Annotated in this window: 16 protein-coding genes and 1 tRNA gene; 14 read left to right on the top strand and 3 right to left on the bottom strand. The window is 45.3% G+C overall.

Annotated elements, in window-relative coordinates; all coding sequences use genetic code 11:
• Window positions 1-63: 63 nt before the first annotated feature.
• The 13 genes from DP_RS10255 (at window position 64) to DP_RS16925 (ending at window position 21,969) form a co-directional block, all read left to right on the top strand.
• Window positions 64-1,338 (top strand): N4-gp56 family major capsid protein, encoded by a 1,275-nt coding sequence (locus DP_RS10255; protein WP_011189244.1) that lies wholly within the window; start codon window positions 64-66, stop codon window positions 1,336-1,338.
• A gap of 65 nt (window positions 1,339-1,403) precedes the next feature.
• Complete coding sequence (locus tag DP_RS10250; RefSeq protein WP_011189243.1) at window positions 1,404-1,877, top strand: hypothetical protein; 474 nt, start codon at window positions 1,404-1,406, stop codon at window positions 1,875-1,877.
• Window positions 1,878-2,092: 215 nt separating this feature from the next.
• Window positions 2,093-2,569, top strand: coding sequence for a hypothetical protein (locus DP_RS10245; protein WP_156792264.1), 477 nt, complete (start codon window positions 2,093-2,095; stop codon window positions 2,567-2,569).
• Complete coding sequence (locus DP_RS10240) at window positions 2,569-3,246, top strand: phage adaptor protein (protein ID WP_011189241.1); 678 nt, start codon at window positions 2,569-2,571, stop codon at window positions 3,244-3,246. Before DP_RS10245 ends, DP_RS10240 begins: the two co-directional genes overlap by 1 nt.
• A gap of 18 nt (window positions 3,247-3,264) precedes the next feature.
• Window positions 3,265-3,666, top strand: a complete 402-nt coding sequence (locus DP_RS10235; protein WP_011189240.1) for a hypothetical protein — start codon at window positions 3,265-3,267, stop codon at window positions 3,664-3,666.
• Between the two features lie 18 nt (window positions 3,667-3,684).
• Window positions 3,685-4,134, top strand: a complete 450-nt coding sequence (locus tag DP_RS10230) for a hypothetical protein (RefSeq protein ID WP_011189239.1) — start codon at window positions 3,685-3,687, stop codon at window positions 4,132-4,134.
• 59 nt (window positions 4,135-4,193) lie between these two features.
• Window positions 4,194-6,026, top strand: coding sequence for a hypothetical protein (locus tag DP_RS10225; protein WP_011189238.1), 1,833 nt, complete (start codon window positions 4,194-4,196; stop codon window positions 6,024-6,026).
• Between the two features lie 38 nt (window positions 6,027-6,064).
• The gene (locus DP_RS10220; RefSeq protein WP_011189237.1) at window positions 6,065-7,297 is read left to right on the top strand and encodes a hypothetical protein; all 1,233 of its coding nucleotides are present in this window, start codon (window positions 6,065-6,067) and stop codon (window positions 7,295-7,297) included.
• Between the two features lie 2 nt (window positions 7,298-7,299).
• The gene (locus tag DP_RS10215; protein ID WP_011189236.1) at window positions 7,300-8,655 is read left to right on the top strand and encodes a hypothetical protein; all 1,356 of its coding nucleotides are present in this window, start codon (window positions 7,300-7,302) and stop codon (window positions 8,653-8,655) included.
• 2 nt (window positions 8,656-8,657) lie between these two features.
• Window positions 8,658-9,359 (top strand): hypothetical protein, encoded by a 702-nt coding sequence (locus tag DP_RS10210; RefSeq protein ID WP_156792263.1) that lies wholly within the window; start codon window positions 8,658-8,660, stop codon window positions 9,357-9,359.
• A complete protein-coding gene (locus DP_RS10205) occupies window positions 9,329-10,888 on the top strand; it encodes a type 2 periplasmic-binding domain-containing protein (RefSeq protein ID WP_011189234.1) in 1,560 nt (519 codons plus the stop codon). The genes DP_RS10210 and DP_RS10205 overlap by 31 nt, the downstream gene beginning before the upstream one ends.
• A gap of 34 nt (window positions 10,889-10,922) precedes the next feature.
• Entirely contained in the window at window positions 10,923-12,200 is a 1,278-nt protein-coding gene (locus DP_RS10200) for a hypothetical protein (RefSeq protein ID WP_041277880.1), read from the top strand.
• A gap of 178 nt (window positions 12,201-12,378) precedes the next feature.
• Window positions 12,379-21,969, top strand: a complete 9,591-nt coding sequence (locus tag DP_RS16925) for an LPD5 domain-containing protein (RefSeq protein ID WP_011189232.1) — start codon at window positions 12,379-12,381, stop codon at window positions 21,967-21,969.
• 204 nt (window positions 21,970-22,173) lie between these two features.
• On the opposite strand, the gene DP_RS10190 is transcribed toward DP_RS16925, so the two are convergent.
• Window positions 22,174-22,249 (bottom strand) — tRNA-Thr (locus tag DP_RS10190).
• A gap of 110 nt (window positions 22,250-22,359) precedes the next feature.
• On the opposite strand from DP_RS10190, the gene DP_RS10185 reads away from it, so the two are divergent.
• Window positions 22,360-23,085 (top strand): septal ring lytic transglycosylase RlpA family protein, encoded by a 726-nt coding sequence (locus tag DP_RS10185; protein ID WP_011189231.1) that lies wholly within the window; start codon window positions 22,360-22,362, stop codon window positions 23,083-23,085.
• Here DP_RS10185 and DP_RS10180 read toward each other — a convergent pair.
• Together DP_RS10180 and DP_RS10175 are read right to left on the bottom strand one after the other, a co-directional pair.
• Entirely contained in the window at window positions 23,075-25,888 is a 2,814-nt protein-coding gene (locus DP_RS10180) for an acetate and sugar kinases/Hsc70/actin family protein (RefSeq protein ID WP_156792262.1), read from the bottom strand. The genes DP_RS10185 and DP_RS10180 overlap by 11 nt on opposite strands.
• Before the next feature lie 66 nt (window positions 25,889-25,954).
• Entirely contained in the window at window positions 25,955-26,611 is a 657-nt protein-coding gene (locus DP_RS10175; protein ID WP_011189229.1) for a hypothetical protein, read from the bottom strand.
• Window positions 26,612-26,718: the final 107 nt, after the last annotated feature.

Raw genomic sequence — 26,718 nt, 5'->3', positions numbered from 1 at the left:
GTAGCCCCTCACTAAAAATAGTAAGGGGCTTTTTTTGTGCCAAAAATTTAGAGAGGTACGAATATGCCTACCAATATACCCTATGGTGACCCCATAGCATGTACAAAACAGGCCGTCGGTTTATTTGCCGCGACCACTCAACGCCAAACCAACCTTAATCGTCTAGCGGGCAAGTTTCCTACCCAGAAAGGGGCGGAAAAAAATCTGCGTAATCAAACCTCGACCGATATGCCCATCGTCCGTTGCCGTGATCTGCAAAAAAGTGCAGGGGATGAGGTTACTTTTGATCTGATCAATCCCATCGGGGGCAAACCCATTATGGGCGGTGATATGGCCGAGGGCCGTGGCGTTTCCATGACTTTCAGCAATGATAAACTCCGTATTAACCAGACACGGAAACCTATCAATGCTGGTGACACCATGACCCAACAGCGTACTCCGCATCAGCTACGAACCCTGGCGCGAGCAGCGGGGTATGGCTATATGGAAAATCTCGAAGACCAGCTAACCCTGGTACACATGGCCGGTGCCCGTGGGTTCCATAACAACATTGAATGGGTTGTTCCCCTGGCCTCCGATTCTGATTTTACTGCTACCTGTATTAATCCGGTTCGGGCTCCTTCTGGCAACCGTCATTTTATAGCCAACGGTGGTTATCTGGAAAAAGTCAGCGCCACGGCTGGTGAAATTAACATCGAAACTACCGATGTTATGCAGTTCGGTTTAATGGATGCTTTGAGAGCTGTGGTAGATTCTATGCCCCTGCCTCCACCACCTGTTAAATTTCATGGTGATAGTATGGCGAGTGATGATCCTCTTCGTGTCTGTTTAGCAACTCCCCAACAGTATGCGTCTTTTATTGCCTCCGGTAATTTTCGTACCCTACAGGCTAACGCTATGCAAAGGGCTTCAACAGCGGGTGGAAACCCACTGTTTAAAGGTGAGGCTGGATTGTGGAACGGTATCTTAATTGTCAAGATGCCTAAGCCGATTCGCTTCTTTGCCGGTGATCCTATTAACTGGTGTGCCAACATTAACTCTTCTGCAGAAACCACCACCGATCTCGTCCCTGCTTCTTTTGCAGCAGCGGGTTATGCCGTTGATCGTGCCCTCCTTCTTGGTGGTCAGGCTCTTGCCCAGGCACTTGGTAAGCATCAAAAATCAGGCGTGCCCTATTTTTGGAGCGAAAAAGAGTTGGATCATGGCGATAAACTGGAAATTCTGGCAGGAATGATTGACGGTAAATCCAAAATTCGCTTTGAAGTTGATTATGGCGCAGACGGAAAACAACCTACCGATCACGGTATCATTGCCATTGATACTGCCGTAAAAATCTAAAAATTTCACCCTGCTCTATAAAAACTTTTCTGGCAGGGTGAACCTATAAAATAAAAGGAGACATTATGCCTACTATTACAATAAAAAATGCCCACCATCTTCCAGATCCAGGGTTTGGTGGTACACCTTATGGAAATGTGACAGCCCTTAAATATGGGTTTGAAGTAGATGCTACCGGAGCCGTTGCCAATGGCAATTCTATCAATGCCGTTGCCGTTAACGATAAGGTTATCTTGGGTGTTATTGAGGCTGGAACAAAGCTGGTTGATGCTGTTGCTATTGTTACCAATGCCTGTACTGCCCAGACCGCTTTTAATCTTGGTTTTGAATATGTCGATGGGGATGATTCTGCCGAGGTGCCACAAGATTTGGCCTATCTCTTTGCCGGTGCTTCTAGTGCGGCTGTCGCAGTTATTCGTCGTACTGTCGCTAAAGGATCGGTACGAATGCCTAAAAATGCTTATTTGGTTTTGACTGCTAAAGGCGCGGCTCATGCTACAGACGGGAAAGTTGAATTTTATGTTCAGGGAATTTCCTAAAAATAGCTGTGGGTATTGATTCAGGAGAGAGGCAGGGGAAACCTTTTACCTCTTTTTTTTGATCATACTTTTAACGATTATTCGAACAACAAGGGCCACCAATGAAAATTTCTACAAAAAACAGAGATTGTCTGCGACAGGCGATCATTAACACGCTTGATTCCTCTGCTCAGGAGGAAAATATAGATGAGCTTATCACTGAGGCGGTGATAGAGGTGCTAACAAAAATTGTGCCCTTGCAGAGTGAGACAAAAACAATCCCAGGGTTACCATCAAAAGAGATGGTTCTTGTCCGTTATGTGGGGAAAAGAAAGCTTTATAACGATTCTTTGTTTGGCACTGGCATGTGGGAAAAAGACCAGATAAAGCGGGTGCCCCTGTCAATAGCCACAAAGATGCTCGTTCACACAAGTGTTTATGTCGTTGACGAAGGAGGTGCTACGGCTTCTGCAACTTTTCCCAAAGTGGGAAAATCCCACTTCGAGAATAAGAAAACTGAGGAAGCGAAAAGAAAGCAAGATGAAGTAGAAGATTCGTTGATGGTGATGGACTCTATGACCAGCAAAAAAACTGTTGTTGACTTTATCTTGGCAAATTTCCCCAACTATAAAATTGAGCTAGAAAAAACTGAAAAACTCGATGTCTATAAAGATTTGGCGAGAAATCTTGTTAATCAGTTTGGGTTGGCGTAATGAAAACTACAGACCTTGTCGCTCAGTTTAGGCGCGTTACTGGTGATAAGGTTACTCCGTATCTTTGGGACGATGATACCATTGTGTCCTTTTTTAACGCTGCGATAGATGAGGCCTGTCTTCGCAGGGATTTTATCTTTGAATCTAATACTGATGGATTGAGTAATCTCGTTCTAAGGGAAGGGGAGTTGCATGCTGACATTAGCGGAAGTCTTTATAAAATTGATATCGCCCATTTCCTTAATTCTTCCGGGCAACGAACTGACTTGGAAATTCGTTCCCGTGGCGACCTCTCTTTCCGCAACAACTTACCCGACCTTCAAGCTGTGGGCGACCCGGCTTTCCTTATCACAGACGATAAGAAAATATTTATTCTACCGCCCCCCCCCTTTGGTGGCGGTATTATCGAATTGGAGGGGTACAGAACGCCACTTGCAAGCGAAAAGCTGTCCCTGAATGATGTGGATAGCGAGCCGGTTATTTCTGAAAGACACCATAGCAGGTTGCATCATTGGGCTGTTTATTTAGCTCTTTCCGATGTTGATTTGGATTCCTATGCACCACAAGTTGCCGCAGTTCATCTGGAAAAATTTGAGGATTATTTTGGCGATATGCTCAGGGCCAACAGGCAGAGACTTAATAGCCAGAATCGCCCACATCGTAATCACTTATGGTAATCGTTATGGGGAAAGAATATGGCCCATGATATCGTTTTATACAATAATTGTTTAGGCCTGAATAACGTCGATGATCCGGCAAGATTAGTCATTGCGAAAGGGCAATCAACACTAGAAGATTGCCGTGATATTGAGATAGACCATACCGGGGCTATTGTTTCTGCCCTAGATGTAAAGAAGTTGGCTGAGGGTGCTTATCATTCGATGTTTCCCTTGGGGGATAATTTTTTTATTGCAGAAGATAGAGAAGCAGATACGGCTTTATTTTTCATACAAACAAATGCTAACGGGATAACTAAACAGGGTATTCGTTCTGCTTTAACACAAGGCGCACGAATTTCCTATACGCTCCTGGGGAGCAACGTTTTCTACTGTAACGGTTTTGAAAACGGGATTTTGGCCCTTAATGAAGGCCAGTAACAACAGAGGGATTATATAATGAGTGTGAAAAAAGCAAAAGGAATGATCTTGGCTGAGCTTATTGCCTTTGCCGCTCGGTTTGCCGGTGGCGTTCTTCATATCTACAGCGGAACGCAACCTGCCTCAGCAGATGATGCAGAGGCGGGAACGCTGCTCGGAATTATCACAGTAGATGGTTTGGCGCATACTCCTGGGGAGGTGACAAATGGTCTCAATTTTGGTTCTCCGGTAGATGGCGTAATTAGCCCTGCCGAAGGAGAAGAATGGAAGGGCACTTGGGTTGCTACGGGTGAGGCAACTTGGTTCCGTTTTTACGATAAAGACGAAATCACCGATGCGTCCGATGTTGCTGTTCGATGGGATGGTTCTGTCGGTGTGGCCGATGCCGATCTGTTGCTTGAAAATGTAACTGTTGATATGGGCCAGAGTATTATCGTGACTCTGAATGTCAATAATCCACCAGCATAGGTAGCGAGGGGTTAGGGATAGATTAATATGTTTTACGATAATTTTAAAAGGTAAATATCATGACAATAGAAATAGTTAATCCGGGGCTAGAATCGCCTTCGGCCATATTTCCAGCACAACTCCATACGGCTACCGACAGAGCGAACAACTTCATTTTAAACTTTGCTGACGAGTCATCTTATTGGAATCTGGATGGAGCTAAGGGGCGACTGAGCTTAGTAGAAATGACAGAGGCAGATGGCGTGTTTAGCGCAGTTGCCCGTGGGGAGGTAATGTTTGAAATCCCCACACCGTTTGAAGATATTGATTTCGTTGCCCTAGAATGGGACTCAAATAGTGGTAGCTTTGTTCTGGCGTATTCAACCGACGGCAGGTTAGAAGCTTGCAAAATAAGTTACGACAAAAGCACCTACGCAATTACAATAGGTGCCCCTTCCGTGCTTAAAGCTGGTGTAACTGTTGGCTATGGTAAGTTTTCACTTGCGTCGCACTACAATCCAGCGGCTCCTACCGCCCCTGCTCCGCTTTTAATGCTATACAACACTGCTTGGGTAGACAATGTTTCCCCAAATGTTTTTCTTCGTAGTTTGGTCGTTGGTGAAAGCGTTGCCGTAGCGGGTGCGGAATATTCTTTTGCGTTTTCTCTTTTCGGCAACCATGTTGCTGTAAGTGGCAGCAGGTTTGCTATTTGGAATTACGCCACGCATCCTGTTGTTACAGGTTCATGGGATGAATTGACAGATATGATTCATCCAGATTCCGCCGAGATTTGTCCGTTTGATGGGACGAAGGCTTCTGGCCGCGAGGATTCTATCGTTTACTGTGCATCGGAAGATTTGTTTCTGATATCGGAAGAGAAAGTAAACGGCAACTTCTTTACCTTCCCGGCAAATCAAAGTGGTGGGGTAGCCACGGATACCGGGGTGCAATTTCTTCAAACAAACCCAGAGGGAGAAGCTGCCTCTATCGGGGAAACGTATCTGCAAGAAACAGACGAGCCTGACAGCTTTGTCCTCTTTTGTAAAAGTAACTATTGTGTCAGTGCCCATCCCATTACTGTCGCAAGCGGTGTGGTTTCTATCGGAATTCAACAGCTCGTTGATTATCACCAATTTCATCGTGGGGCTTATGGTGATGGTAGAACGCCCTATACGCTTATCTGCGATCAGACATGGGATGATGGAGATGTTTATACAACCAAGTTATCTTTGGTTGCAGAGGCCGCTCCACCTCTCCCTATTGAGATAAGTTCTAGCACTATCATGGGGCTAGGCTTTTCTACAGAGAGTGTTGCGAGCCCTATTGTTCTCTCTTCTCTTGCGGGTGAGGTCACTTTCCCTGCAACCACTGTATCGGGTACTATCACTAAAAAATTAATTGGAGGATTTCCAGACATGCCAATCGTCAAAGTATCAACTGGTATCATGCAGAAGGTTGTGAACAATTTTATCACCCAACAAAGCGGTGGAGTTATTCATATCTATGATGATTCTGCAGGTGTCCCTGCTAATTCAGATGCGGCTGAGACAGGTGTTCTCCTGGCTGTCGTTTCCAAAGATGGTCTTGCTCATGTTGCGGGTAATGCGGAGAATGGTTTGGTTCTTGAACCAACAGGCGGGTCAGTGGGTGCGCTACAACTCGCTGCGGCAAATTCATGGAGTGGTAAGTGGTTAACCACGGGAACACCTCTCTATTTCCGTTGTTACGATGTGGAGGTAATTACCGGAGCCTCTACTGCCTCTGAGCGTTTTGATGGTGGTATCGTGGTTGATGCCGGAGGCGATACTAGCCTCGCCCCAATGGTTTTGACCAGTGGCAATGTGGTGGTTGGTGCTGATTTCAATGTGGACTCTTTTAATATTAACATTGTGCCAGAAGTTCCCGTAGTATAACAAAACAGGCTGTAGGCCTTACGTTAAGGGCACATAAAATGGCAAATAGTCAGTATATAAAATCTGCTACAATGTTTGGCCTCAGTTTTAACACAGAGGTACGGGTGTTGCCAGCTGTCACCCATGCACTAGCAGAGGCCACCATAGGCCTTGGCTTTAACTGTGCGGTGAAAGTAGATACTCCTGTAGTAATTAAAGGCGTGTCCGATTGTATTTTAATTTTCGAGTCTTTTTCTGTGGCCCGTGCTGAGATTCCTGCAGAAATAGTCTTTACCAGTTCCCCTTGGGTATCCCAAACTTGGCCTGGGCCAGATGCTAAATCTAGCTTTTACCCTGCGCCTATTGCAACTCATATAGATAGTATTGCAGGGCGTATTCTTTTTGCTGTAGGGCAAGAAGTTATCTTCTCTGAACATGGTCTTCCCGGTGTGGTCGATATGGTAAAAAATCGTCTTCGCTATGGTTCTAGGGTGCGGATGGTTCGCTCTGTAGGCGAAGGTTTTTTTGTTTCAGATGAGACAGCCGTTTATTTCGTGGGCGGTACAAATCCGGATACATGGAGCCATCGAAAAATTCTTAATTTCCCTGCTTTTGAATGGGCAAATAGCTCTCACCTTGTAGACCCTATGCTTTTTGGTTTTGAAACATCTCAAATGTCGTTGCTGTTTGCTACTCCTGAAGGAGTGTTTCTAGGGCTTCCAAGTGGTTCTGTTTTTAATCTTACCAATAAAAGATATGAGCTTAAAAAAGAGTACAACTCACTAACCGTCCGTGGAAAGACCGAGATTATTCTTGGTGGAGCGGAAGGTGGTATGCATGTTCAAGGAGCTGTTGGTGAGGTGGGGAGTAAGGCTGTTAGCGAGAACTCATTACAGACTCGCAGTATACTTGCCGTTGCTGACCAGACATATATTGCCGGTTTTGACGGACTGTATAATTTGGAAAAATCCATAAAATCAGGCAAGGAAAAATGTTTTGCTTTTGCAACAACCGATTTTGGAAACAAAAACCAGAAATCTATAAACAGCGCATATCTGAGATTACAGGGTATCGGTGATTATGAATTGTTGGTTATGGCAGATAGAAATGGACAATGGCATAGTTATCCTTTTGAGGTGAAAAATGAGGGAATGTGTGAGGTTCGTGTCAAGGTAGGCAAAGGTCTTGTAGGTAGATATATGACTCTAAAAGTTGTTTCTTGTGCGTGTTTCGAGATAGAGCAAATTGATTTAAGTATAATGATATCAAAGTTTAGCAGAAGGAGACAATAGCTATGACTCTTGCAATTTCAGGGGCGGAGAAAATAAATCTGCCTGCGGCTAGTGTGAACCCGACAAGCATGTATACAGAGATCACCGACATTATAGACAGTACCACCGCCTATGCTGATGCAATGAAGACAAAGGTGGATACGGCTCTGCTCAATTTGGAAACTGCATTAGGAGAATATGACCCGGCAACCAGTATTGTGAATGTGAATATTCCCGGCATAGATGCCCCTGAATATCCCCCCATGCCAAATTTTCCGGCTTTGGTTTTGGACGATAGCTTTCCTGCTGACATAGGCGACCCACCAGTTTTTGAAGAATTGGGTGATATAGATTTTTCTTTTATTGCTCCTGTTCCTCCCAGCAAGGTGGATGTAAGTTTTGATTATACCCAGCATGAATATACCTCAGAAATGTGGCAAGCTCTTTTTTCTAAGGTACATGCGGCTATTTTAGAGGAGGGGCCAGGCCTTTCCGATGCTACCCATCTTGCCATGGTTCAACGTGAGCAGGAGAGCAGAAGATTAAGCCAAGACAGGGAGTACAGAAAAACCCTGGACGCAGTGGGAAGTAGGGGTTTTGAACTCCCCTCCGGGCAAGTTGCTGCTATGCAAATTAATTTCTCTGCCGAGATAATGAAACGCGATCAAGATGCGCTCAACACCATCACCATTAAAGATTTTGAGATGGCTTTTGATTATAAGAAGTTTGCAATCACTACGGGAACACAGCTTGAACAGCTTTTACGAGAAGCTTTTGAAAACAGGGAGGGACGCAATGTCGAGATCCAGAAAGCGACAACGGACTACCTTCTCCGAGCCTATGAGCAGAATGTAAAATTATATCTGGCTCAGTGGGAGGGGATAAAAATTAGTTTGGAGGCACTTGTCTCTAAGATCAAGGGAATTACCGAATATAACGATGGTCTTGTAAGGATATATTTAGGACAGGCCGAAGTTTACAAATCTAAAATTGAGTCTATCACTAGCAAGAACAGGGGGCTCGTTGATGTTCGCCAATCAGAAATAACTATTTATACTGCTGAGATTGATGCAGTATCAAAACAGTATCAAATGCTTATTGAAGAGGCCAAAATGGGGTTAGAGGCTTCTAAACTGAAAGTAACTCAGGCCATTGAGAATGAAAAAATTAATCTACAGGCCTATATGAATAAAGAGTCTTTAGCAGAGAGGATTGGTGAGGCTGTTGCCAGTGTTTCAGCTCAATCTCTGGCCTCTGCCCTTGGCGCGGTGAACACCTCTATCTCTCATGGATATCAGGGTTCTGAGCGTAAAGGTGAAACATGGAGCTATGGTGGAAGTCTGAGTGAATCCCATTCTTACGAAGAACCGGTGACTTAATCGTGTTTTATCTACCTCCCATTCCAACGCGGTTTCAAGTTAGCGGTAATATTGCTGCGGGAAAATCACTTATGGGTTTTGCCCGGAGGCAGTTGGATATGCTCAACACCAGCATGTCTTTCCAGAAACTTCCCACGGGAGAACGTAATTTTCATTTTGCTGACGGGACTCATATCCGTACTTATATCAGATATGGGCTGTCCTATGCGGATATATGGGTGCCAATGAAAGGCGTGGGGGGAGGTAAACCATGTCTCTGCGATGAATGTTTTGCCAATGTCAATTTTGCTGTATGTCGCATTGTTTCAAAATACGATTATTCCCTGGACACCCCGATGGGTTACGAGGGGGATAACGTGCGCTATAACTTGGAAGTCTGCAATAAAAGCAGCGTCCCTTGTGTCGGATATAAATATGTTTCCTACGAAAAATGTATGATTACGGATTTTATTAATATAATTTCAGATGAAGAGGCGGGGGCGGGATCGGAGGAAAACCCTGGATATATAAAATGTGGGTTGGTTCTTCTTTTTGGCTTTGACCCGGAACAGATGGGCACCGAGCCCGTGGCTGCGCCCGATAGTGCCGATAAGCCTAAGCGGGATAAGGACTATATGTCTTCGAGAATAGCACCTCTGTATAAGGTGCTTCCCTTATTTGAAAAAATTCCTGAATGGGTTTTCAAAAACAGGCCTTGCAGATGATAATAGATACCAATACATATTTTTCTATTCTTGATCCTGAACTTGCCGAAGATCAAGGATTTACCGTTGCTCCGGAAAGCTTTGATGTGAACAAGCTCACCCTTTTTACTGTTCTGGTAGACAGAAGTTCTGACCCGGAGAAGAGTGGCACCATAAGGGCTTTGGAGCAGTTTGGTTTAACTGTAGAACAGATGGTGGGTGTTAACCTTCAACAGATGCCTGTTCTTTATCATTGTGAATTTTTTGTGTTGTGGCTTCAAACAAAGACAGGGGAAGGGCAAAGATATCTTAACCGTCTTGAGTTGCTTAACGAGACAGGAAAGATGGCTTTTGAAGATAAGGTTTACGCTCAATGTGTTTATTATGACGATGGAATTAGTAGCTTTTATTATGTGGTATCTCCCGGTACAGACCAAGAGGAAACGTTACCCATAAAAACGAAGACATGCTTAAAACCTGCGATTGAGATTTTTATAATCATATTTGATCTGAGCCAAAAAGACAACTTCCCTATTAGGGTTAATTATTATTACGACCCTACAAATGATATGTTTCTCTCTGTAGATGAAATTGTATGGGAAGACTATTATATAGCTGGTTCTAACAAAAGGTTATTCTCTAAACAGATAGAATTAGATAATAATTATGGTACTGATAGTCTTCAGGAGCGTGTGATCTTCTCTGGAACAAGTGTTTCAATTGACCCTGCCGGTTATGCCTACAATTCTTCTATAACAACCTTAAATCAAAACAAATTTATTCCAGCGGGTGATTGTATTTGGTTTCCACGGGATCATTGGCATTTTGAATATTCACGACTTGATTACACTGTTACAAAAGATAGTGTTGTGACATATAACAACGCGCCAGCCGATGTTTTAACGGTTGTGCCCGGGAATACACTAATAACAACGCGAGATGGTTGGTACAGCGATGATTATACTCGTTGGACTACAAAGACGATTAGAACAATAAGCGTTAATAGCTATATGTCAGAAAGGTCTTTTTCTTCTCGTTACGAAACCACCTTTGAGAAAACCAATCTTGATAATGGGATTCCTCACTATACTGAATATAATGATGATATTGGTTATTATATCAGGACTGAAGTACCTGATTCTTATGTTTCTGGTGCATTGGCGGTGGGTGTTGGTTTTATCTGTAAAATTATTTGGGCACCGAGTAGCTACACGGAATTTATTACAAAAGATGAACAAACTAAAACGTCAGAAGTTACAATTATAAGGGGCGATCTACAGGTAGAGGCTCGTATATCGAACAGGTATATAAGAGATCCTGACAAGGTGTGGCTGAATGTCTCTCCTACTGGCGGTTTGGTTTATCCATATGAATTTTTAGCTACTCGTTCAGCTTGTGAAGATTTGATTTCGCACAACGATGTGCCAGGATTTCAAGCAAAATTGCTTGCTATTATAGAAACAGAGATACCTGCGCTTTATCCTGGCAAGCATGTTTCTGATATAAGCATTGGTGCATATAATTCAAAATTTAATCAGTCACCAACGTAAATTGCGTAATTATGAAACAATAAGGAGGGGCACAATGGCTCTAGCAACGATTGAAGATGTTCGAAAAAAACGGCCTTTAAACGCTATGCAGACAGGGGCCGAGGCCCGTATTGTCAACGGGGCGCGTCGAATGGGTGGTGCTATCAAGAAAGATATTATAGATCCAGCGGTAATGTCTACCGGGGGTACTGCGTTACAGTCGGGGGTTGACGGGATAAGCAAAGCCTATAGCCGTGGTGCGGAAAGCTATGACATTAACCTCAACCGGATAAATAGTAAGGGCAGGGGCATTGCTAACGAGATGGGGGTACAAACACCTCTCCCTTCAAGCATGGCAACGGTGGCTCCGCAGCAACGGTTACGGAATTTTGGTCAATTGCCTCAAGGCGTGGCCGGGGTAGTGAACCAGCGACCAGCTGAGTTAGGCCCATCGACTACTGCGAACCAAGAGGCGACCCTTGCCGCGAACGCTAACCTCGCCAATCCCTCCAATCCTGCCGGGGTAGTGGGCAGAGGAGAGGGACAGCCAAGTATCCAACGTGGAGTTAATGCGCAGGGAGAGCGTACTTTTACTATTAACCAGCAAGATGGTGGCTATGGACAAGCTACCATGCACAACAGGAGCGAGATGAGCCCTACCGTGGCAAGGTTTATGCGACCAACGGGTTATGCTCCCGCGCAGAGACAGAGAGCACAATCCCCCGGAAAAATTATTACTCCCAATTATTCATGGTTGAAGAGGAACCAAAAAGAGAAGGAAAAACTTTTTACCCGTAAAACTCATCCTAATATGCCATGGAAAGAGCGACAAATGCTCAACGGTCTTTTGTACCAGAACAAGGCCAATCGGGAAAGCTTGGCTAGTGCAGAGCGTAATAACGTGAGGACTACCGGGGTTACTGGCAAGAATAATATGAGAACAAATCAAACTTTATCTGAGAACAATATGCGAACAAATCTAGTCAATCGGCAAAATGGGGTTGGCCTGAACAGAACAAGGGCCCTTACCGCACAGGGTTCTTTTGCTGCCAACGATGCTTTAGCTACTTCAAGAGGTTTATCAAATGAGCAGTTATCTACTGCGATGCTTCTGCAAAAACAATTTCTTGAAGAGAAAAATGCGGGCAAAAAGAAAGCAATTCAGAAAAAGCTCAGTTTTCTTTTAGGTACTGATAACTCTGCAAATTATGAAAAAATTACGATGCAGGAGTATACAGATGCAAATGGACAGCCGGGAGAGCGTCTTATCGGAGTAAAAAACGGTATGGCAGAAGAAATTCCGATAGCAGGGTTGAAGCGACCACAGAAATAGCCGATTTGCAAGAGTGCTTAGATATAGTGTATTCTTAGTATTATATAAATTGTTGTATACTCCCTTCCTATCTCTTAGGTTGGCTCCAAAGAACCTCTTTCAGAGACTATCTGCGGCCTGACTTGGGCAGAAGCATTGTCCAGACCGGCAAACTTTTATTTTTTTTAAGGAAAAAATAATGGCAGATAATAATATCGGATTCCCAGAAGATTTACTTGAAGCAGAGCTTGATTTTAATGTTCCTAGCGCAGAAGAGTTGCAAGCCCGGAAAAAAGAGCAGGTTAATACCCTTCTCTCTCCGGAAAGAGCAGAGAAATTTTCGTTTAATGATCCTGATTGGGAAGCTCCCCCGGAACCTGAACTTGTTGAACAACTTCCCCTTGAGCAACAGGCTCCCGAAGGGTCAAACCTCGAGCGTGGTCTTCTGTCGGGGGTAGATCAAACCCAGGGGTCTATTTATGGTGCCACGGCTTTAGCTGCCGACGCGATCAACAAAACTTTTAATGGCGGGAATGATGGATTTTTAAAAGATGTTCGTAATTGGGGCTATGAAGGGTTTCAGCGTAATGAAGAAGAGGCTGCGGAAAACCCTCTTGATACCGAGAATTTTCTTGATATCGGCAAGAATCACGGGGTGGCAGAAGATACCTTTGATTATGTGACAGGTCAATTGGGCAGACTTTTTCCTACCATGGCCACGGCAATCGCCGGTACTCTCACTGGTGTTGGTGCCGGTGCTGCAATTGCCCCTGCCCTTGGTAAAAAAATTATCCGTGAGGCGATTGAGGCCCAGGTAAAAAATGGGGTGGTTAGGGAGGTTGCAGAGGAGGCGGCGGAAAAGGCCATTATCGCCCGTGGTAAGAAGATTGGTTTTAACCTTGGTACGACCATGGGTATGGGTGCTTTAGAGGGCGGTGGAATGTATGGCCAGGAGGCCAATAAACACGGTATTGATAAGGCCAATCCCTTCTCAGCCGGTGGTTTCGGTCTTCTCTCCGGTGCCTCTGAACTACTTTCTCCCGGCGCATTTCTGTTAAAACGACTTACCGGGGCCACGGGTGCTGGTAGTAAGGCGATCCGGGAAGTTGCTGATAATTTTCTTGGCGGTTTGCAGAAAACGGTTAAGGGCAGGTTGCTTACTCATACCCCCGCGTCGATGGCCGGTGAAGCTGTGCAGGAGACTTTGCAGGCGTTTCTCTCTAAACTCAATGAAAAATATAATGACCCCTCTGTCTCGCTTACTGATAAGGAGGCAATCAAGGAGTATATCAACAGCGCGGCGGCAGGGGCGGTAGGTGGTGGGCTGTTTGGCTCGGTTAATGCTGTTCTCCCGGAAAAATATTCTGACAGACAAAATAAGAAGATAAAAGATGCCCTGGCAGATCCGGGGACCGACCCCGCTGAGAGGGCCGGGGCTGCTAATGCCATTTATAACGCCCTGGAAGAGAAGGATCGGGCGGCGGCGGCTGCATGGCTTGACCATGCCCAGGAGATGGTAACACAGGGTTTACCCATTGATATTGATGCCAAGTTTGCCGGAATCGGCTACGCCGGTGAGGTAACCGAAAAAATTGGGGCAAGTGGCATGATTGGTAAGACCCTGGCTGCCGGTGAGGAAAAAGAGCCGGTGGCCCCCGGGGAGCAGGTAGCCTTCCCGATGCCAAACGAACCATTCAGTGTGGAGCTTGAATCTCTGCGCTCTGCTGCCCTTGATAAAAACAATATCAAAAAATATGAGCAGGAAACCGGCAAAAAGCTCGGTACTCTTGCCGGTAACGGCCCTCTTCTGGATATTGTTATCAGTAAGGTAAAAAATGGGCAGAGTCTTACCCGGAGACAGCAGAGGGCATTGGAATATGTCACCTCTCTTTCTGACCGGGGAGCCGTTGGGCTGGATACCCGTTATCAGACAGAGGGTGTTGCGTCCCATCCTCGCCAGGATTCAATTGCTGCCTTCTCCGCTGAGTTAGAGAATCATCTTTCTCCTGAGAAGAGTGTGGCCCGTAACCCTCCCGAACAGCATGCGCGTAGGGCCGTAGATATGGCGGTGGCCTTTAGTGGAGAGAAGGGATGGGAGCGGAAAGATTTTCCTGGGAGAGCTTCTAATCCTCAAATGATTTCAGCGACGAGGGAGGGGAACGATTATCCCCTGGTAGAAATAGAAAACCAACAGTATCTTCGCGCCCTTGACGAGATGGAACAGGAGGTTAAAGGGGGGCATGTTAGCAGAAACAAGAGCCTTCAGGACGGTACTGATGTTGAAGCAGGATCTTCCTACCCACCATGGTTTAAGCAGCAGATTGTTGGTGAGTACAATAAGAAAAATGGCACAAAAGTAAGATTGGGCCAGGAAACATTTAACAGGGTTTTGAGCAAGATTCGTAGCGGCAAGCCCCTTACCCATGCCCAGCTTGAACGGTGGGAATACCTGAAGACGGTGGCCGAGGAATACAATGCAAAAAATCCTATGGTCGCTCAATCGGTGCAGTTTGACAGGTTAGAACAGGAGGGGTTTCAGCTTACCGATGAAAGGGATCTTGTTGTCGGTGATTTGAAGGAGGGCGACCAATTTGTCTCTATGCAAAATGGTGTCCCTGAAGTTTTTGTCCACCGGGGCCGAGATCCCGAGACAAACAGACTTCTTATCGAGGGCAGAAATGCCATGGGTTCGGTTCTGGAAGTTGATGAATTTGATACCGTCCCGGCAGTGGCCGTAAAGACCAATGGTAAGGTAAACGTCAAACCTGCCCCACATGAGCGAAAAGAGTTTCCCCAGGCTGTAGAGAAACCTGAACAGGCAAGGGTTGATCCAATTAAGTATGATCGACAAGGATTCCAGCAAGTTATAGAGAAGCCTGAAATGGCGACCATCGACCCGGCCAAACATGAACGAGAGGAGTTTCCCGGTCGGGTTACTACCCCAGAAATGGTTCCACAGGTGGAACCACAGAAGGAGGATCCGACCCATAAAAGCAGCTACGCCAGTATCCAGACCTCTCTACCCGGCCCTATAGCAAAGGATATTATTGCCTTCGGTGAAAAAATCCCGGAGGAGGAGCTTTATACAGATCCCAAAGACCCTAGCTATGGGCGGGAGACAGCCCCACATATCACGGTAAGATATGGGCTTAAAGCCGACGATACAAAAGAGTTGCAAGAGCTATCTACCCTGGGGCCATTCTCCGTTGAGCTTGGCCGTGTCTCTATTTTTGAAACGGATAAATACGATGTATTGAAGGTGGAGATAAAGAGTGCCGGTCTTGTGGGTGCAAATGAGAAGGCGGGTAAACTGGCCTCTTTCCCAGGAGAAACTTTTCCTGATTATCAGCCCCATGCAACCATCGCCTATCTACAAAAAGGTGAAGGGGAAAAATATGTGGGGGATATCTCTCTTTCGGGAAAAACCTCTATGGTATCAGGCCTGGAACTTTCTGCCAGAGATGGCAGCTTGCACCCTATTCCCCTTGAAGGAGGTAAAGATACATCCCCTGCAAAGGCAAAAGCCAAGAAAAAAGAGTCTGCAAAGCCTGCTGCAAAATCCACACCGAAGGGTAAAGAGGAGAAGATAGAGGATTTTGGGGAGAAGATCGGCGGGGCCAAGAAAGATCTCTATACAAGAAGTCTGACCGATGCAGAACATCTTGATACTGCCACCGTCCCTCTTTCCAAAGCCTTCCCCGCACCCAATTATAAAAAGCTTCTGGCCGATGGGTTCAGCCCTAAAATTGTGGCCACGGTACGGTCTATCCGTGATGAAGTGCCTGCTAAACCTGGCGGTCGCTCGAAATACAAGATGGAGGAGTATGTTAAGGCTGTTGAGTCTTTGCGCCAGTTGGCGATTGAACTTCTCAGAACAGAGGCAGGCCAGGGGCTTATAACAGAAGATTTTTGGGATGCCATGCCACAGGAGATAGCTGGCCGGGCAGAGCTTTATGAGATTCACGGCCATGAAAGATCTCTTAAGGGTATCACCTTCAGCAAAATCCATTGGAGTCTCTATAAGGGCCGGGAAAACGTTGATATGTGGATGATTCAGCAAAAAGCCCCTGCCAACGTATATTCCAATTTCAAGACTCTTGCTGACGGTGAGACAAAAGAAAAAGCACTGGCCAACTTTGTGCCGGTTTATAAAGCCTTGGGAGAGAAAAAGGCAGTGGATAAAAAGGTTAAGTTCACCGTCTATAACTATCGAACCGATCCGAAAAATATCTGGATTGGAAAGAAGGTTGGTGGGTCACATCTCGACCTCAAGAGTTTTCCCAATGCTGCCGAGGCCCGGACATATTTAAAGGAACACTACGACGAGTTGGTTAAAGAGTTGGAGCTTCGTAAATATACCCCTGACCATCGCCGTAAATCAAATGAGGAACGGATAGGGGAGAATCACCGGCAGGGTAAGGATGTTAGCCCAGAGATGTTTCAGGAGGCCTTTAATTTCAAGGGAGTGGAGTTTGGCAATTGGGTTAAGGCCAGCGGTGAAAGACAGATGGCCCTGAACAATGCCTTTGATGGTTTATACGATTTGGCCAACCTGCTTGGTATCCCGCCCAGGGCGATCTCTCTTAATGGTGAACTTAGTCTGGCCTTTGGTGCCCGGGGATCTGGCGGCAAAAATGCTGCTATGGCCCACTATGAGCCCGGCAAGGTTGTTATTAACCTGACCCGAAAAAGCGGGGCCGGGAGTTTGGCCCATGAGTGGTGGCACGCCCTGGATAACCATTTTGGGGCCAGGGATGCCGGTGCTGAGAGGGGGGGGTACTATATGACAGCCGAAGTCTTTGCCGGGAAGAACAATGGAGGCGAGAAGGTCAGGACGGAGGTTGTTGCCGCCTTCAATAATCTAATGGCAAAGATTAATGGGACAAAGCTTTATGAAAGATCCGCTGAACTGGATAAGAAGAGGACGAAAAAATATTGGGGTACTGAGATAGAGATGAGTGCCCGGAGTTTTGAGAGCTATATCATCGAACAGAACAGAGCCAAGGGCTATCTCAATGACTATCTGGCCAATATTGTAACCTCCGATGTTTATATGGAAAATCTGTTGGCAAAGCTGGCCAACTCAATCAGGGAGGGGGACAGCAAGGAGCCTGATTCCTATCCCTACCTGAAGGAAGATGAGTTGAAGACGGTCGGCCCTGCCTTCACCGATCTCTTTAAGACTCTCAAGAGCAAAGAGACTGAGAAGGGCACCCTTCTCTATTCCAGGTCAAGTGTTACCCCGTGGCCACAAACCCTTGAAAAAGCCACGGTTCATACCAATCCGAGCACCCTGCGAAGTCACCCCGATTTTAAGGCGGCCAAGGCTGGTGATTTTGACGCGGCGGTTCGATTGGTAGAGAGCCTAATGAAACCGGCTAAAATTAAGGAGTTGGCGGCAAAATATCCCGATGCCATAGTGGTGCCGGTGCATGAACTAGAGGAAGAGGGGGTTAACTTTATTCCCGTCGCAATGGCGGATCAGTTTGGTAAGGCAGGGCTTTCAGCGCAACTTTCTATTCACCAGATAAGCAAGACCAAAAGGAGGCGGTTAAAAGGTTCTAGCCGTATCCTCGCCAGGAAGCTATTTAAGGGGCCAGTGGTTAAGGGTGGCAAATATATTATCCTGGATGATATGCTTACCCAAGGAGGTACAATTCATGAACTGCGGCACTATATAGCGAACAACGGTGGTGAGGTTGTGGCCATCTCTTCCCTTGCTTCGGTGCAAGGAGGCACTATAGTAGGGATAAAAGAAACTACCATTAACCAACTTATAAGGAAATTCGGTCGTGAAAAACTCGAAACCGTCCTCCAACAATTCGATATCTCAGGAACCATCGAAGCCCTCACCAACTCAGAAGGCAACTATGTCCTCAAATACGGTTCTGTTGAATCCCTCAGAAATGCGCTTATTAAAGGAGAAAGCGATTTACGCCAAAAAACGTCTACAAGAGCGGAATCCGAATATCAAAATAGTGGGTTAACCCCCGCTACCCTTCAAGCAGAACTCAACAAAGCCGTTGGCCGGAGCACCATTTCCCGGATGATCCGTACCGGCACCCTTTCTATTCTTAGCACTCAAAAAGAAGCTCAAGAAATTATCGCCGGTCTGCAAGGTGAACCGTATTATTCTGTTCGAACGAATCCCACCCCCCTAAAGACAAAGATTGATATCTTCTATTCCCAAAATGGCTTTATCCAGGGCTTTACCGTTGCCAACAAAACATACTTGGTAGCTGACAGCATTGCTCAAGGTAAAGGACAGGATGTGCTGCACCATGAGGTGGGGGTGCACCTTAACCATCTCCTTCTTGCGGACAAAGAGTTTCAAACCCTCAAGAGATCCGTATTACGACGTAAAAACAGCAACACCCCAACGGGTGCAGCTATTCGCAAGGCGATAAACAGGGTACCTAAGGATACTCCGCTTGAACATTATGCCGAGGAAGTCATTGCCTATCTTGTTGAAGATACAGCGCAAATTGGCCTAGTACGTCGTTTCCTGGCCAGGGTAAAAGCACTTCTCATAAGATTTTTAGGTGCTGAATTTGTTAATTCATTAACCGCTGCCGACCTCAAAGCCATGGCCGGGGCCGCATTGCGAACTAATCAGAAGAAAAACAATAATGACGCCATCAGATATTCCCATGCCAAAATAGATAAAGAGCAGGAACCTGGTGAAAAATACTTCCATGACAGCGTGACTGAGACCGGCAAAGGTTATCTCGAGAAGATTGATCAGATAAAGAACAAGCCATCTCCTGCTGATATGAACTTCATGGAAAAGATACTTTCGGCTCCTGAGAAGTTTTTTAAAAAGTCAGGGGCGACGAGCCGAATGTTTATGGCTCAGTTGGAACGCCGGGATGAAAAATTTTCCATGGAAGAGGATATTCTACAGGATTTTGTCACCACCTTTCAAAAAGCGAAAAAAGAAGATAACGCTACCTATGAACAGGCAAATAACTATCTGCTCGATGTTGATCAAAGTGGTAACTCTTTCAAGGTGAAGAGACAGATGGCCTGGCTAGTGAAGACTCCCGATGATACGGTTTTAGGGTATACTGATACCCAGCTGCAGGCGTATGAACTCTCCGCAAAACATCTAAAAGAGCAGCAGGCTCGTGGTAAATATAAGGACAAGGTTCGTCCTAATTATAACACGGAAAAATCCGAACGATTTCATGTTATGGATCCTAAAGGCGTTCTCTTGGAAGTTTTTACAGAGGAGGCAAGTGCCAATGCCGCAATAATAGAATTTGAACAGAAATCACCAAGAGTGCAGAAATTATCAGAAAATTCTCGATTACTGATTAGTTCCTTTCGCAAGATGACCAACCGCGCCTTTGATTGGATGGTTGCAGATCTAAGAAAAATACTTTCCCGAGCCAATGAGGCTGGCCTTGATGAACCAACGGTAGCGTTGGTGGATGAGTCACGTCGCTGGGCCCTCTATAAGAATGGTAAGAGAGTTGCCGAATTCGGCGACAAAGTGGTAGCTCAAGCTGCCGGCACTCGACATCACCAACTCAAGAGACAAAGGGATAATGAAATTCGTAAAGAGATGTCGCTAGCCGAGCTGATTGCTGAAATGGGTGATCTGCGTGGAGCATATTTCCCAAGACAGAGACAGTCTGGTGGCGTAATTCTTTGGGCAACCAAAGAGGGACAGCCCTCAATTATGAAGAAGTATGATTTTTATGCAGTGGACTCCTATGCCCTCAACAATGAAACGGGTGAAATTAAGCAGGGGCGATCCGCCTCCTGGTTTATCAAAAAACTTTTTAATACTGCAACAGGATTTCTTCCCTTCGTCGAAACGTTGGAGAAAGATGGACGGAATTTGAAAAAGCGCGGGTACCACGTTGAGGCAAAAAAAGATCAATCCACCCCAGAATCTGTTTTTGATGCCATGCAACTTGTCTCTTCCCTTGACGCTCTACTTCAAGAGGCGGTTACCAAAGGCGGTATCAACGATACTCCCGCAATCTCCCAAGAGATAAATAAACTTCTCAGTATGAATCTTGCAGAAATTTTCAAGGGTCGAGGTTATTTGTCCAGCCGTATCGCTCGTTCAACAAAATATGTAAAAGGTTTTGAAGAGGATATGCTTTTGGCTGGTACCCAATATGCTCGAGGCTTGTCAGCAGGATTTGCCAAGAAAAATGCCGCCAGAAAAATGATAGAGGCCCTCGCTGGTCGCGATATCTCTTTTACTGAATTCAAGAATGGAAGAAGTGCTGATAAAAGTTGGGAGGCCTATAGCAAATTTGTGGAGAAAAGGCGTTTGAATCCTACCAGGCAGAAAAATCTTTATGGGGAGGCCATCTCCTGGATGAGGGAAGTTCTGCGAAACGAAGAGCAAGTAGATCGAGTCATGGGAACCTTGAAGGGACTTGCCGTTATTAAGTTTCTTGGCTTTAGGGTGAGTTCAGCCGCCGTTAACGCCACAAACATGGTTCAGGCTGTGCCTGCAATTATCTCTGCTGAAACGGGTTGCGGGTTATCAAAAGCATTGTCGGTTATCCGCCGAGCGCCCGTGGACTATGGTAAATATTTGCGAGATAGCAGAAAAGCGCCCGGGGAAAAGAGATTATTAAGCGATAAAGAGAGGCAAATCTTTTTAGATATCTCTGCAAGAGGCTGGGATGAAGCCCAGTTTAATCAAGAAAACGCCTCGGTATTGCAATCCAAAGTAGGGCGACGATGGCAAATTTTTAACGAGTATGCCATGAAACTTTTTGGCGCTGTGGAAAAAACCAATCGGGCGGTAAGTATCTATGCTGCCTACAAAAAATTATTAGAGCAGACAAGTCTCTCCCGAGAAGAGGCAATGCATAAGGCAAAGAGTATAAGTGATAGCGCTCATGGGATTTACGGTAAAGCAACCATGCCTGCCTGGACGAGAGGATCCTACAATCCTGCAAAGCTTTTATACACTTTTCAGAAATTCTCTCATAATTATGCACTTAATATGATAGACTTAGGTCTTAAAGGGAATATAAAAGAGTCCGCGTATATGCTTTTATCTCCTGCAGTACTTGCCGGAGCTGGTGCTTCACTTGCAACTCCCGTACTTGCAGCCTTTGCCGGGGCCCTTGGGTTTGCCGATGGAGATGATCCCGAAGAAAGGTTCTACACCTGGGCCGAAAGAACCTTTGGTGGTGAAAGATTCTTACGCCATGGACTTGCAGGCCTTGCTGGTGTGAATCTTAAGGGTTCTTTGCAGTTAAACAATCCTATGCCGAGAACTCTTGCCGAAGTCTTCGGCGCTCCCGGGGCTATTTTTACAGATACAGCCCGAGGCATCAAACACCTTGGCAGAGGGGAACTCTCAAAGGGTGCAGAGGCTATGTTGCCCACTGCCTTTGGCTCTATGTCAAAAGCTGTTCGTGAAGCGGCTGAAGGGGTGACAACCGGCTCCTACAGTCCCGTCTACTATGGTACAGAACCTTTAAAAGCCGATGGATTTGATGCGACGGTTCGCTTTTTTTCTTTTAACCCTGCCCGCATTTCTGGAATCCGAGAAAAGCAGTGGCACGAAAAGAAAGTAGCAAAACGAATGCAAGAGCGACGAACTGAGATAAACAGCCTTATCAAAAAGATCTACCTGTACCAAAAGGGTACTCCTGCAGAACTTTTTAAAGAGATAAGTCGATACAACGAACTTGCCCACGGTATTGGTCGGGTTGACATTCGACCGATAAATCCTGGTCGTCAGATTAGATTAGTTTTGAAAAGAGCCCAGAGGGCAACCAAGCTTGAACGGTCTCGGTCTAATGAGTAGATGATCGTGCGGTAAATTTGACAGGTGAAAAAGAAGTAGGGCACTTCAAAAACGATAAAGGGAAAAATAAAATGAAAAAATTCTCTTCACATAATTTCACGGCAAAGAACAAAAAGTCATCTTATTTACCGTCCCATCACCGTCCCACCGTTTTTAAAACAAAAAAGGGTTTAGAGAAATTATCCTCTAAACCCTTGAATTTCTTGGAGCCAACAAGCGGGATCGAACCGCTGGCCTACGCTTTACGAGAGCGTCGCTCTACCAACTGAGCTATGTTGGCTCACAGCTTTCAACTTTATAGCAGGTAATTCTTTAAAGTTCAATAGATATGAAATGTAAATTTAAAAATACCTGAGTCAAAACCAGACTATGTCGTAAAAACAACTCAATATGAAAAAAGCAATTATCTTTTTTTTAGCCACCATTCTCGCCTCTCTTCTGCCCAGCCCTGTTTTTGCCAAGGTTAAGGCAACTCAGCGGCCCTATATCGTTAAGCATGTCAAATACTATCCTCTGCCCACCAGTGCGGGTTTCTCCCAATGGGGAGTGGCCTCTTGGTATGGCGGCAAGTTTCAGGGACGGCTAACCTCAAACGGAGAGAGATATGACATGTTTTCCATGACAGCTGCCCATAAGACCCTGCCCATGCAAACTGTTCTGGTGGTGACCAATTTAAAGAATAGCAGGCGGGTATTGGTAAGGGTTAATGACCGGGGGCCCTTCATCAGGGGAAGGATCATTGACCTCAGTTACGAGGCATCCAGACGTCTGGGGATGTCTGAAGACGGAATAGCCAATGTCCTCATCCAAGCTGCCCAGCCGGACAACCATGGCAACTATCCCCGCCCTGGGATAGAGAGGGAGAATTTTTCTGTGCAGATAGCGGCCTTGGCCAACAAAGAGAAGGCCTTAGCCCTGGAAAAACGTTTTAGCAGGGGAGGGCATAGGACAAAAATTCAAAAAGCCAGAAGGGACGGCAAGACCCTTTATCTGGTACAAATTTTTGCCGGTTACTCTCGGGTAAAGGCCAAGGGCTTTAAAAAGGCGCTTCTTGCCGCAGGCTACCCCGATGCAGCGGTTGTCACCCAGCGAGGCGCCCTCTCTCTTAGACGGTAAGCTCAACGGATTGAATATCACCGAGATATTTTTCCTCTTCGATACCACCTTCGTAAGCCACCACATACTCAAGGGTTGTCGGTGTTTTTTTGCGTAGGTAAACCCATGCATCCTCATCAACCCTATCTATTATCAATCGTTTTACCCGAATAGTCTGATCGGCAATGTCGATGCTGCTGGCCAGGGCCATAAGCTGATCGGTATAGTAAAACTCGAACTCCTCCTCACTGGCATCAATAAAGCAATACCACTTACCGTAGGGATCCTCTCTATCAATATCAACAATAAAACGTCCCTTCTTCTCGCTACCTATATAATAGGGACAGCTAATCTCCCGATCAGATAAATTATGATCAATAACCTTGATGCGTGATCCCTTTCTGCTACGGACCAGACCAAAAGCTACACCCGTCTTACCTGTAGGCGCCTCCATGGAATATTTATCGTAGGAACTACCCCGTAGATCCATGATGGCATAGCTCCTCTCTGTACCCAAGGGTGGAAAGAGCTCAAAACCTGCCTCGCCTCCTCCATCCTGAGGAAATATCTCCGGACTTTTTTCTGCAATATAGGCCTTAAATATCTCCTCAACCCAATGAGATTGACTGGAATTTCCTGCCAGGAAGATATGAATCTTCTCCCGGAGTTGTAGTTGCTCTGTCTTTTGAGAAAAAACGCGATAAATGGCCTCTAAAAAACTCTCAACTCCTCGGGCAATTCTGGCTCTTATGATCTCTGCCATCTTCTCTCTGTTACAGAAGAGCTGATAGTTAACCTTCTGTTTACCCTGGTTGTCCCATAGGTTGAGATGAATGCACTCCTGAAAGAGTTGCTCATTTCCCTCATGCTGTTCCCAAAAGGGGCGGAGCTTTTCGGCAAGATGGGTCATATTCATCTGAGCCTCCCGGGAGTTAGCCAGAAGTAGCTCTGAACCGGCAAACTCAAAACATTCGGGTGGACGAGGGAAAGATATACTATCCTTTTGCAGTTGTTCGTAGTTGTTCTTAAATATATCAAAGGCCAACAATTCCAGGAGATGCTCGCCTCCTAAGAAACGATCTCCACCTGCGCCAAAATGCTCAATTGCGTAGTCATATCGTTTCTCCTTTATGCCCTTTGCCTCCCGCCACATACCAAAGTCAAAATCGGTGGTCCCCCCACCAAAATCAAAGATGCCGTAGAGTATCCGTTGCTCACCTTCTGGCTCAAATTTATAACTGTGCAGGGCCGTGATGGCATAGGCAGCCGGTTCACTTGCCCCCATTCTTACCCGAAACTTTGTCATCTCTTCCTCATTTTCAAGCAGGGCAGGAGGAAGAGATTTACGGATACCCGCCCTAAAACTTGCGGTAATTTTTTTTCGTATGGCCAGTTCGTAGGTTATGGGAAAGGAGAGATAGTAGTTAAGATAGATACCATCATGCTGATTGTTGATATAAAGCCCCAGATAGTAGGCATAAATTTCCAGAGGATCAAGTGTCCCTGGTTCTATCTCAAAATATGGGGGCAGGGCTTCAAGATAATTTTTCTTATCAATAATATTTATTTTTTGCTGTTTCTGTCCTGCCCACTGCTTCAGGTCACGCAGATAAGAGTAGTAGTCACAGCTACTGGAAGATTCCTGCAGGGAGTTAAGGGCAGTATGAGAGACGGTGACATCCTGCCAAGAGGTGAAAGGGCGCCCCTCTTCCAGACAATAGTCCCTATAAAAAGACTGTAGATCGTTAAACTCAATAATAGTAGGGTTTTCGTAGTGCGTTTTACTGATTTTTTTTGCAAGATCACCGGTACCAATTCGCAGAGGCAGGGAGTGCAGAGACTCTTTTTGAGCGACGACAACGGTGCTCTTAGTGCCAAAATCGATTCCCACCACCCCGTCTATAATACTACTGGCAGGGTCTCTGGCAATAAGGGGGATCTTTAGTTCAATATCAGTCAGCTCAGCACCTTTGCTGGGCCAAAGCTCCCAGTGCCCCTCATTAACATCTTCAATTATTTTTCTAGGGTACTGTTTTATGTCTGCCCGGCGAGTATCGTCTCTGAGTAGAGAATCAACCAGAGTTGTTGAAAGAACAAGTCTCTCTCCTGCCTTAATGGCCTCTTGCAGAGTCACATGCCTATTTGTTGGGCCTATTTCTTTCAGACCCTTAAGAACATACTCCATCAGAAAAAAATACTCTTTTTCTAATTTCAAATTTTCAGGTACAAGGCCAAGCTTTAAAAAGTGAAGAAGAACCTCTTCGGGCTGAACGCCCTCCCTTGAAAGACGACTAAAGCGAACAATGGGGATAAGAGCAGCAAAGGATGCAAATTCCTCAAGGCTCAGTATCTCTCTAATCTCTATGATATTAACCATCTTCTCCTTGAGAATATGGTTAAGTCCAAGACAGACAACCTGTCCCTTGTTTTCACAGAGAACAAAGACCACCTCCTTATTTCCCATGAAAATAGAGTAATTTTTCCCCCTCTTATAGGGGACTGTGCTACTGGTTATAATGGCCTGTTGAATTTCATCCCTGTTAATAAGCTGCCAGTCAAGCTGTTGCCCATAGTTTTTCTTAAGCTTTTCCCTGATGGCCTGTGCCTTATCATCTGCGCTACAAACAAAATTTTTATGCAGATGAAAAAGAGGAAGGAGACCATTTATTCGGGAATCATAGTAAATTTTTTGATTTTTAATTATAAGCCAGGGACTCTTTTCCAACATTTGCCTAACTTCTGCTATGACCTTAGAAAAATTATCCGATAATCGGGCACGCATACCAAAACGAAGTGCTAATCTTTTTATGCTCTCTGTACTCAAAATAGGTCTCTCTACAATCAATTTATTCGTAGGTGTTTTCTTGTCCGGAGTTCCAAGGCAAAAATATTAAATATTCTCAACAATGCTTTTTTTTATGATAAGACCGGTTTTTTTGTTTTCATAACCTTGAAACAAAACCCGGTCAACCCTGCCACTCACCCGCCCAGATAAGACTCGTATATGAATATCCGGGTCAAACACTTCACCCTTTTTAGTGGTAAGGCGAGAATAATTTGAGTCATAACAAACATATTGAGAAAATAACAGATCAAAAATATTTTTTATCTGTTCAAGATGCAAATTTTTCTCCTCTCTATGCTGTTCTTCAATTATCTCATACTTAATATAATTCCAGATGTTTTCGATGGTCGGCATCTGGGCACTGCTCATAATAAATGTGTTGAGGGAGCTATCGTTCAAAAGAGGCTGGAGAGATATGCGTACCTCTTGGGGAAGATCTTGAAATAACCGATATGCCGTAATAAAATCCTTAAATAAATCTTCATAGAAGAATATCTTGTCGGCAAGGATAGCTGTTTTTTTCTGAAAAATATCTTCATTCACCGCATACCCATCTGGTTCAGAAGATCCACCCTCTGTTACCCCGATCGTGGAGGTTAAAAAAACCCGCTCTTTCAGTTGAAGTTGATTTTTTAGATAGGCTGTACTGTTTTCTTTGAGAAAATTTAAGATCTCTTTTTTAAAAAGTTCTTTTTCATACATTGTTTGCTCACCTGTCGATAAATAACTCAAACGCTGATGCCAGGTCTATGAAGCCTTCTCTTCTTCAGATAAAAAATCTCTGAAAGAAATAAGCATACCGAAGGGGT

Source organism: Desulfotalea psychrophila LSv54, from assembly GCF_000025945.1.
In the GTDB taxonomy this organism is placed as follows: Bacteria; Desulfobacterota; Desulfobulbia; order Desulfobulbales; family Desulfocapsaceae; genus Desulfotalea; species Desulfotalea psychrophila.
The sequence above is the reverse complement of the archived record's forward strand: the minus strand, read 5'-3'. Positions and strand labels throughout refer to the sequence as shown.

Excerpts from the sequence above, each read along its gene's own strand:
- DP_RS10255 (WP_011189244.1), top strand. The coding sequence starts at position 64 with ATGCCTACCAATATACCCTATGGTGACCCCATAGCATGTACAAAACAG.
- DP_RS10250 (WP_011189243.1), top strand. The coding sequence starts at position 1,404 with ATGCCTACTATTACAATAAAAAATGCCCACCATCTTCCAGATCCAGGG.
- DP_RS10240 (WP_011189241.1), top strand. The coding sequence starts at position 2,569 with ATGAAAACTACAGACCTTGTCGCTCAGTTTAGGCGCGTTACTGGTGAT.
- DP_RS10235 (WP_011189240.1), top strand. The coding sequence starts at position 3,265 with ATGGCCCATGATATCGTTTTATACAATAATTGTTTAGGCCTGAATAAC.
- DP_RS10230 (WP_011189239.1), top strand. The coding sequence starts at position 3,685 with ATGAGTGTGAAAAAAGCAAAAGGAATGATCTTGGCTGAGCTTATTGCC.
- DP_RS10225 (WP_011189238.1), top strand. The coding sequence starts at position 4,194 with ATGACAATAGAAATAGTTAATCCGGGGCTAGAATCGCCTTCGGCCATA.
- DP_RS10220 (WP_011189237.1), top strand. The coding sequence starts at position 6,065 with ATGGCAAATAGTCAGTATATAAAATCTGCTACAATGTTTGGCCTCAGT.
- DP_RS10215 (WP_011189236.1), top strand. The coding sequence starts at position 7,300 with ATGACTCTTGCAATTTCAGGGGCGGAGAAAATAAATCTGCCTGCGGCT.
- DP_RS10205 (WP_011189234.1), top strand. The coding sequence starts at position 9,329 with ATGGGTTTTCAAAAACAGGCCTTGCAGATGATAATAGATACCAATACA.
- DP_RS10200 (WP_041277880.1), top strand. The coding sequence starts at position 10,923 with ATGGCTCTAGCAACGATTGAAGATGTTCGAAAAAAACGGCCTTTAAAC.
- DP_RS16925 (WP_011189232.1), top strand. The coding sequence starts at position 12,379 with ATGGCAGATAATAATATCGGATTCCCAGAAGATTTACTTGAAGCAGAG.
- DP_RS10185 (WP_011189231.1), top strand. The coding sequence starts at position 22,360 with ATGAAAAAAGCAATTATCTTTTTTTTAGCCACCATTCTCGCCTCTCTT.
- DP_RS10175 (WP_011189229.1), bottom strand. The coding sequence starts at position 26,611 with ATGTATGAAAAAGAACTTTTTAAAAAAGAGATCTTAAATTTTCTCAAA.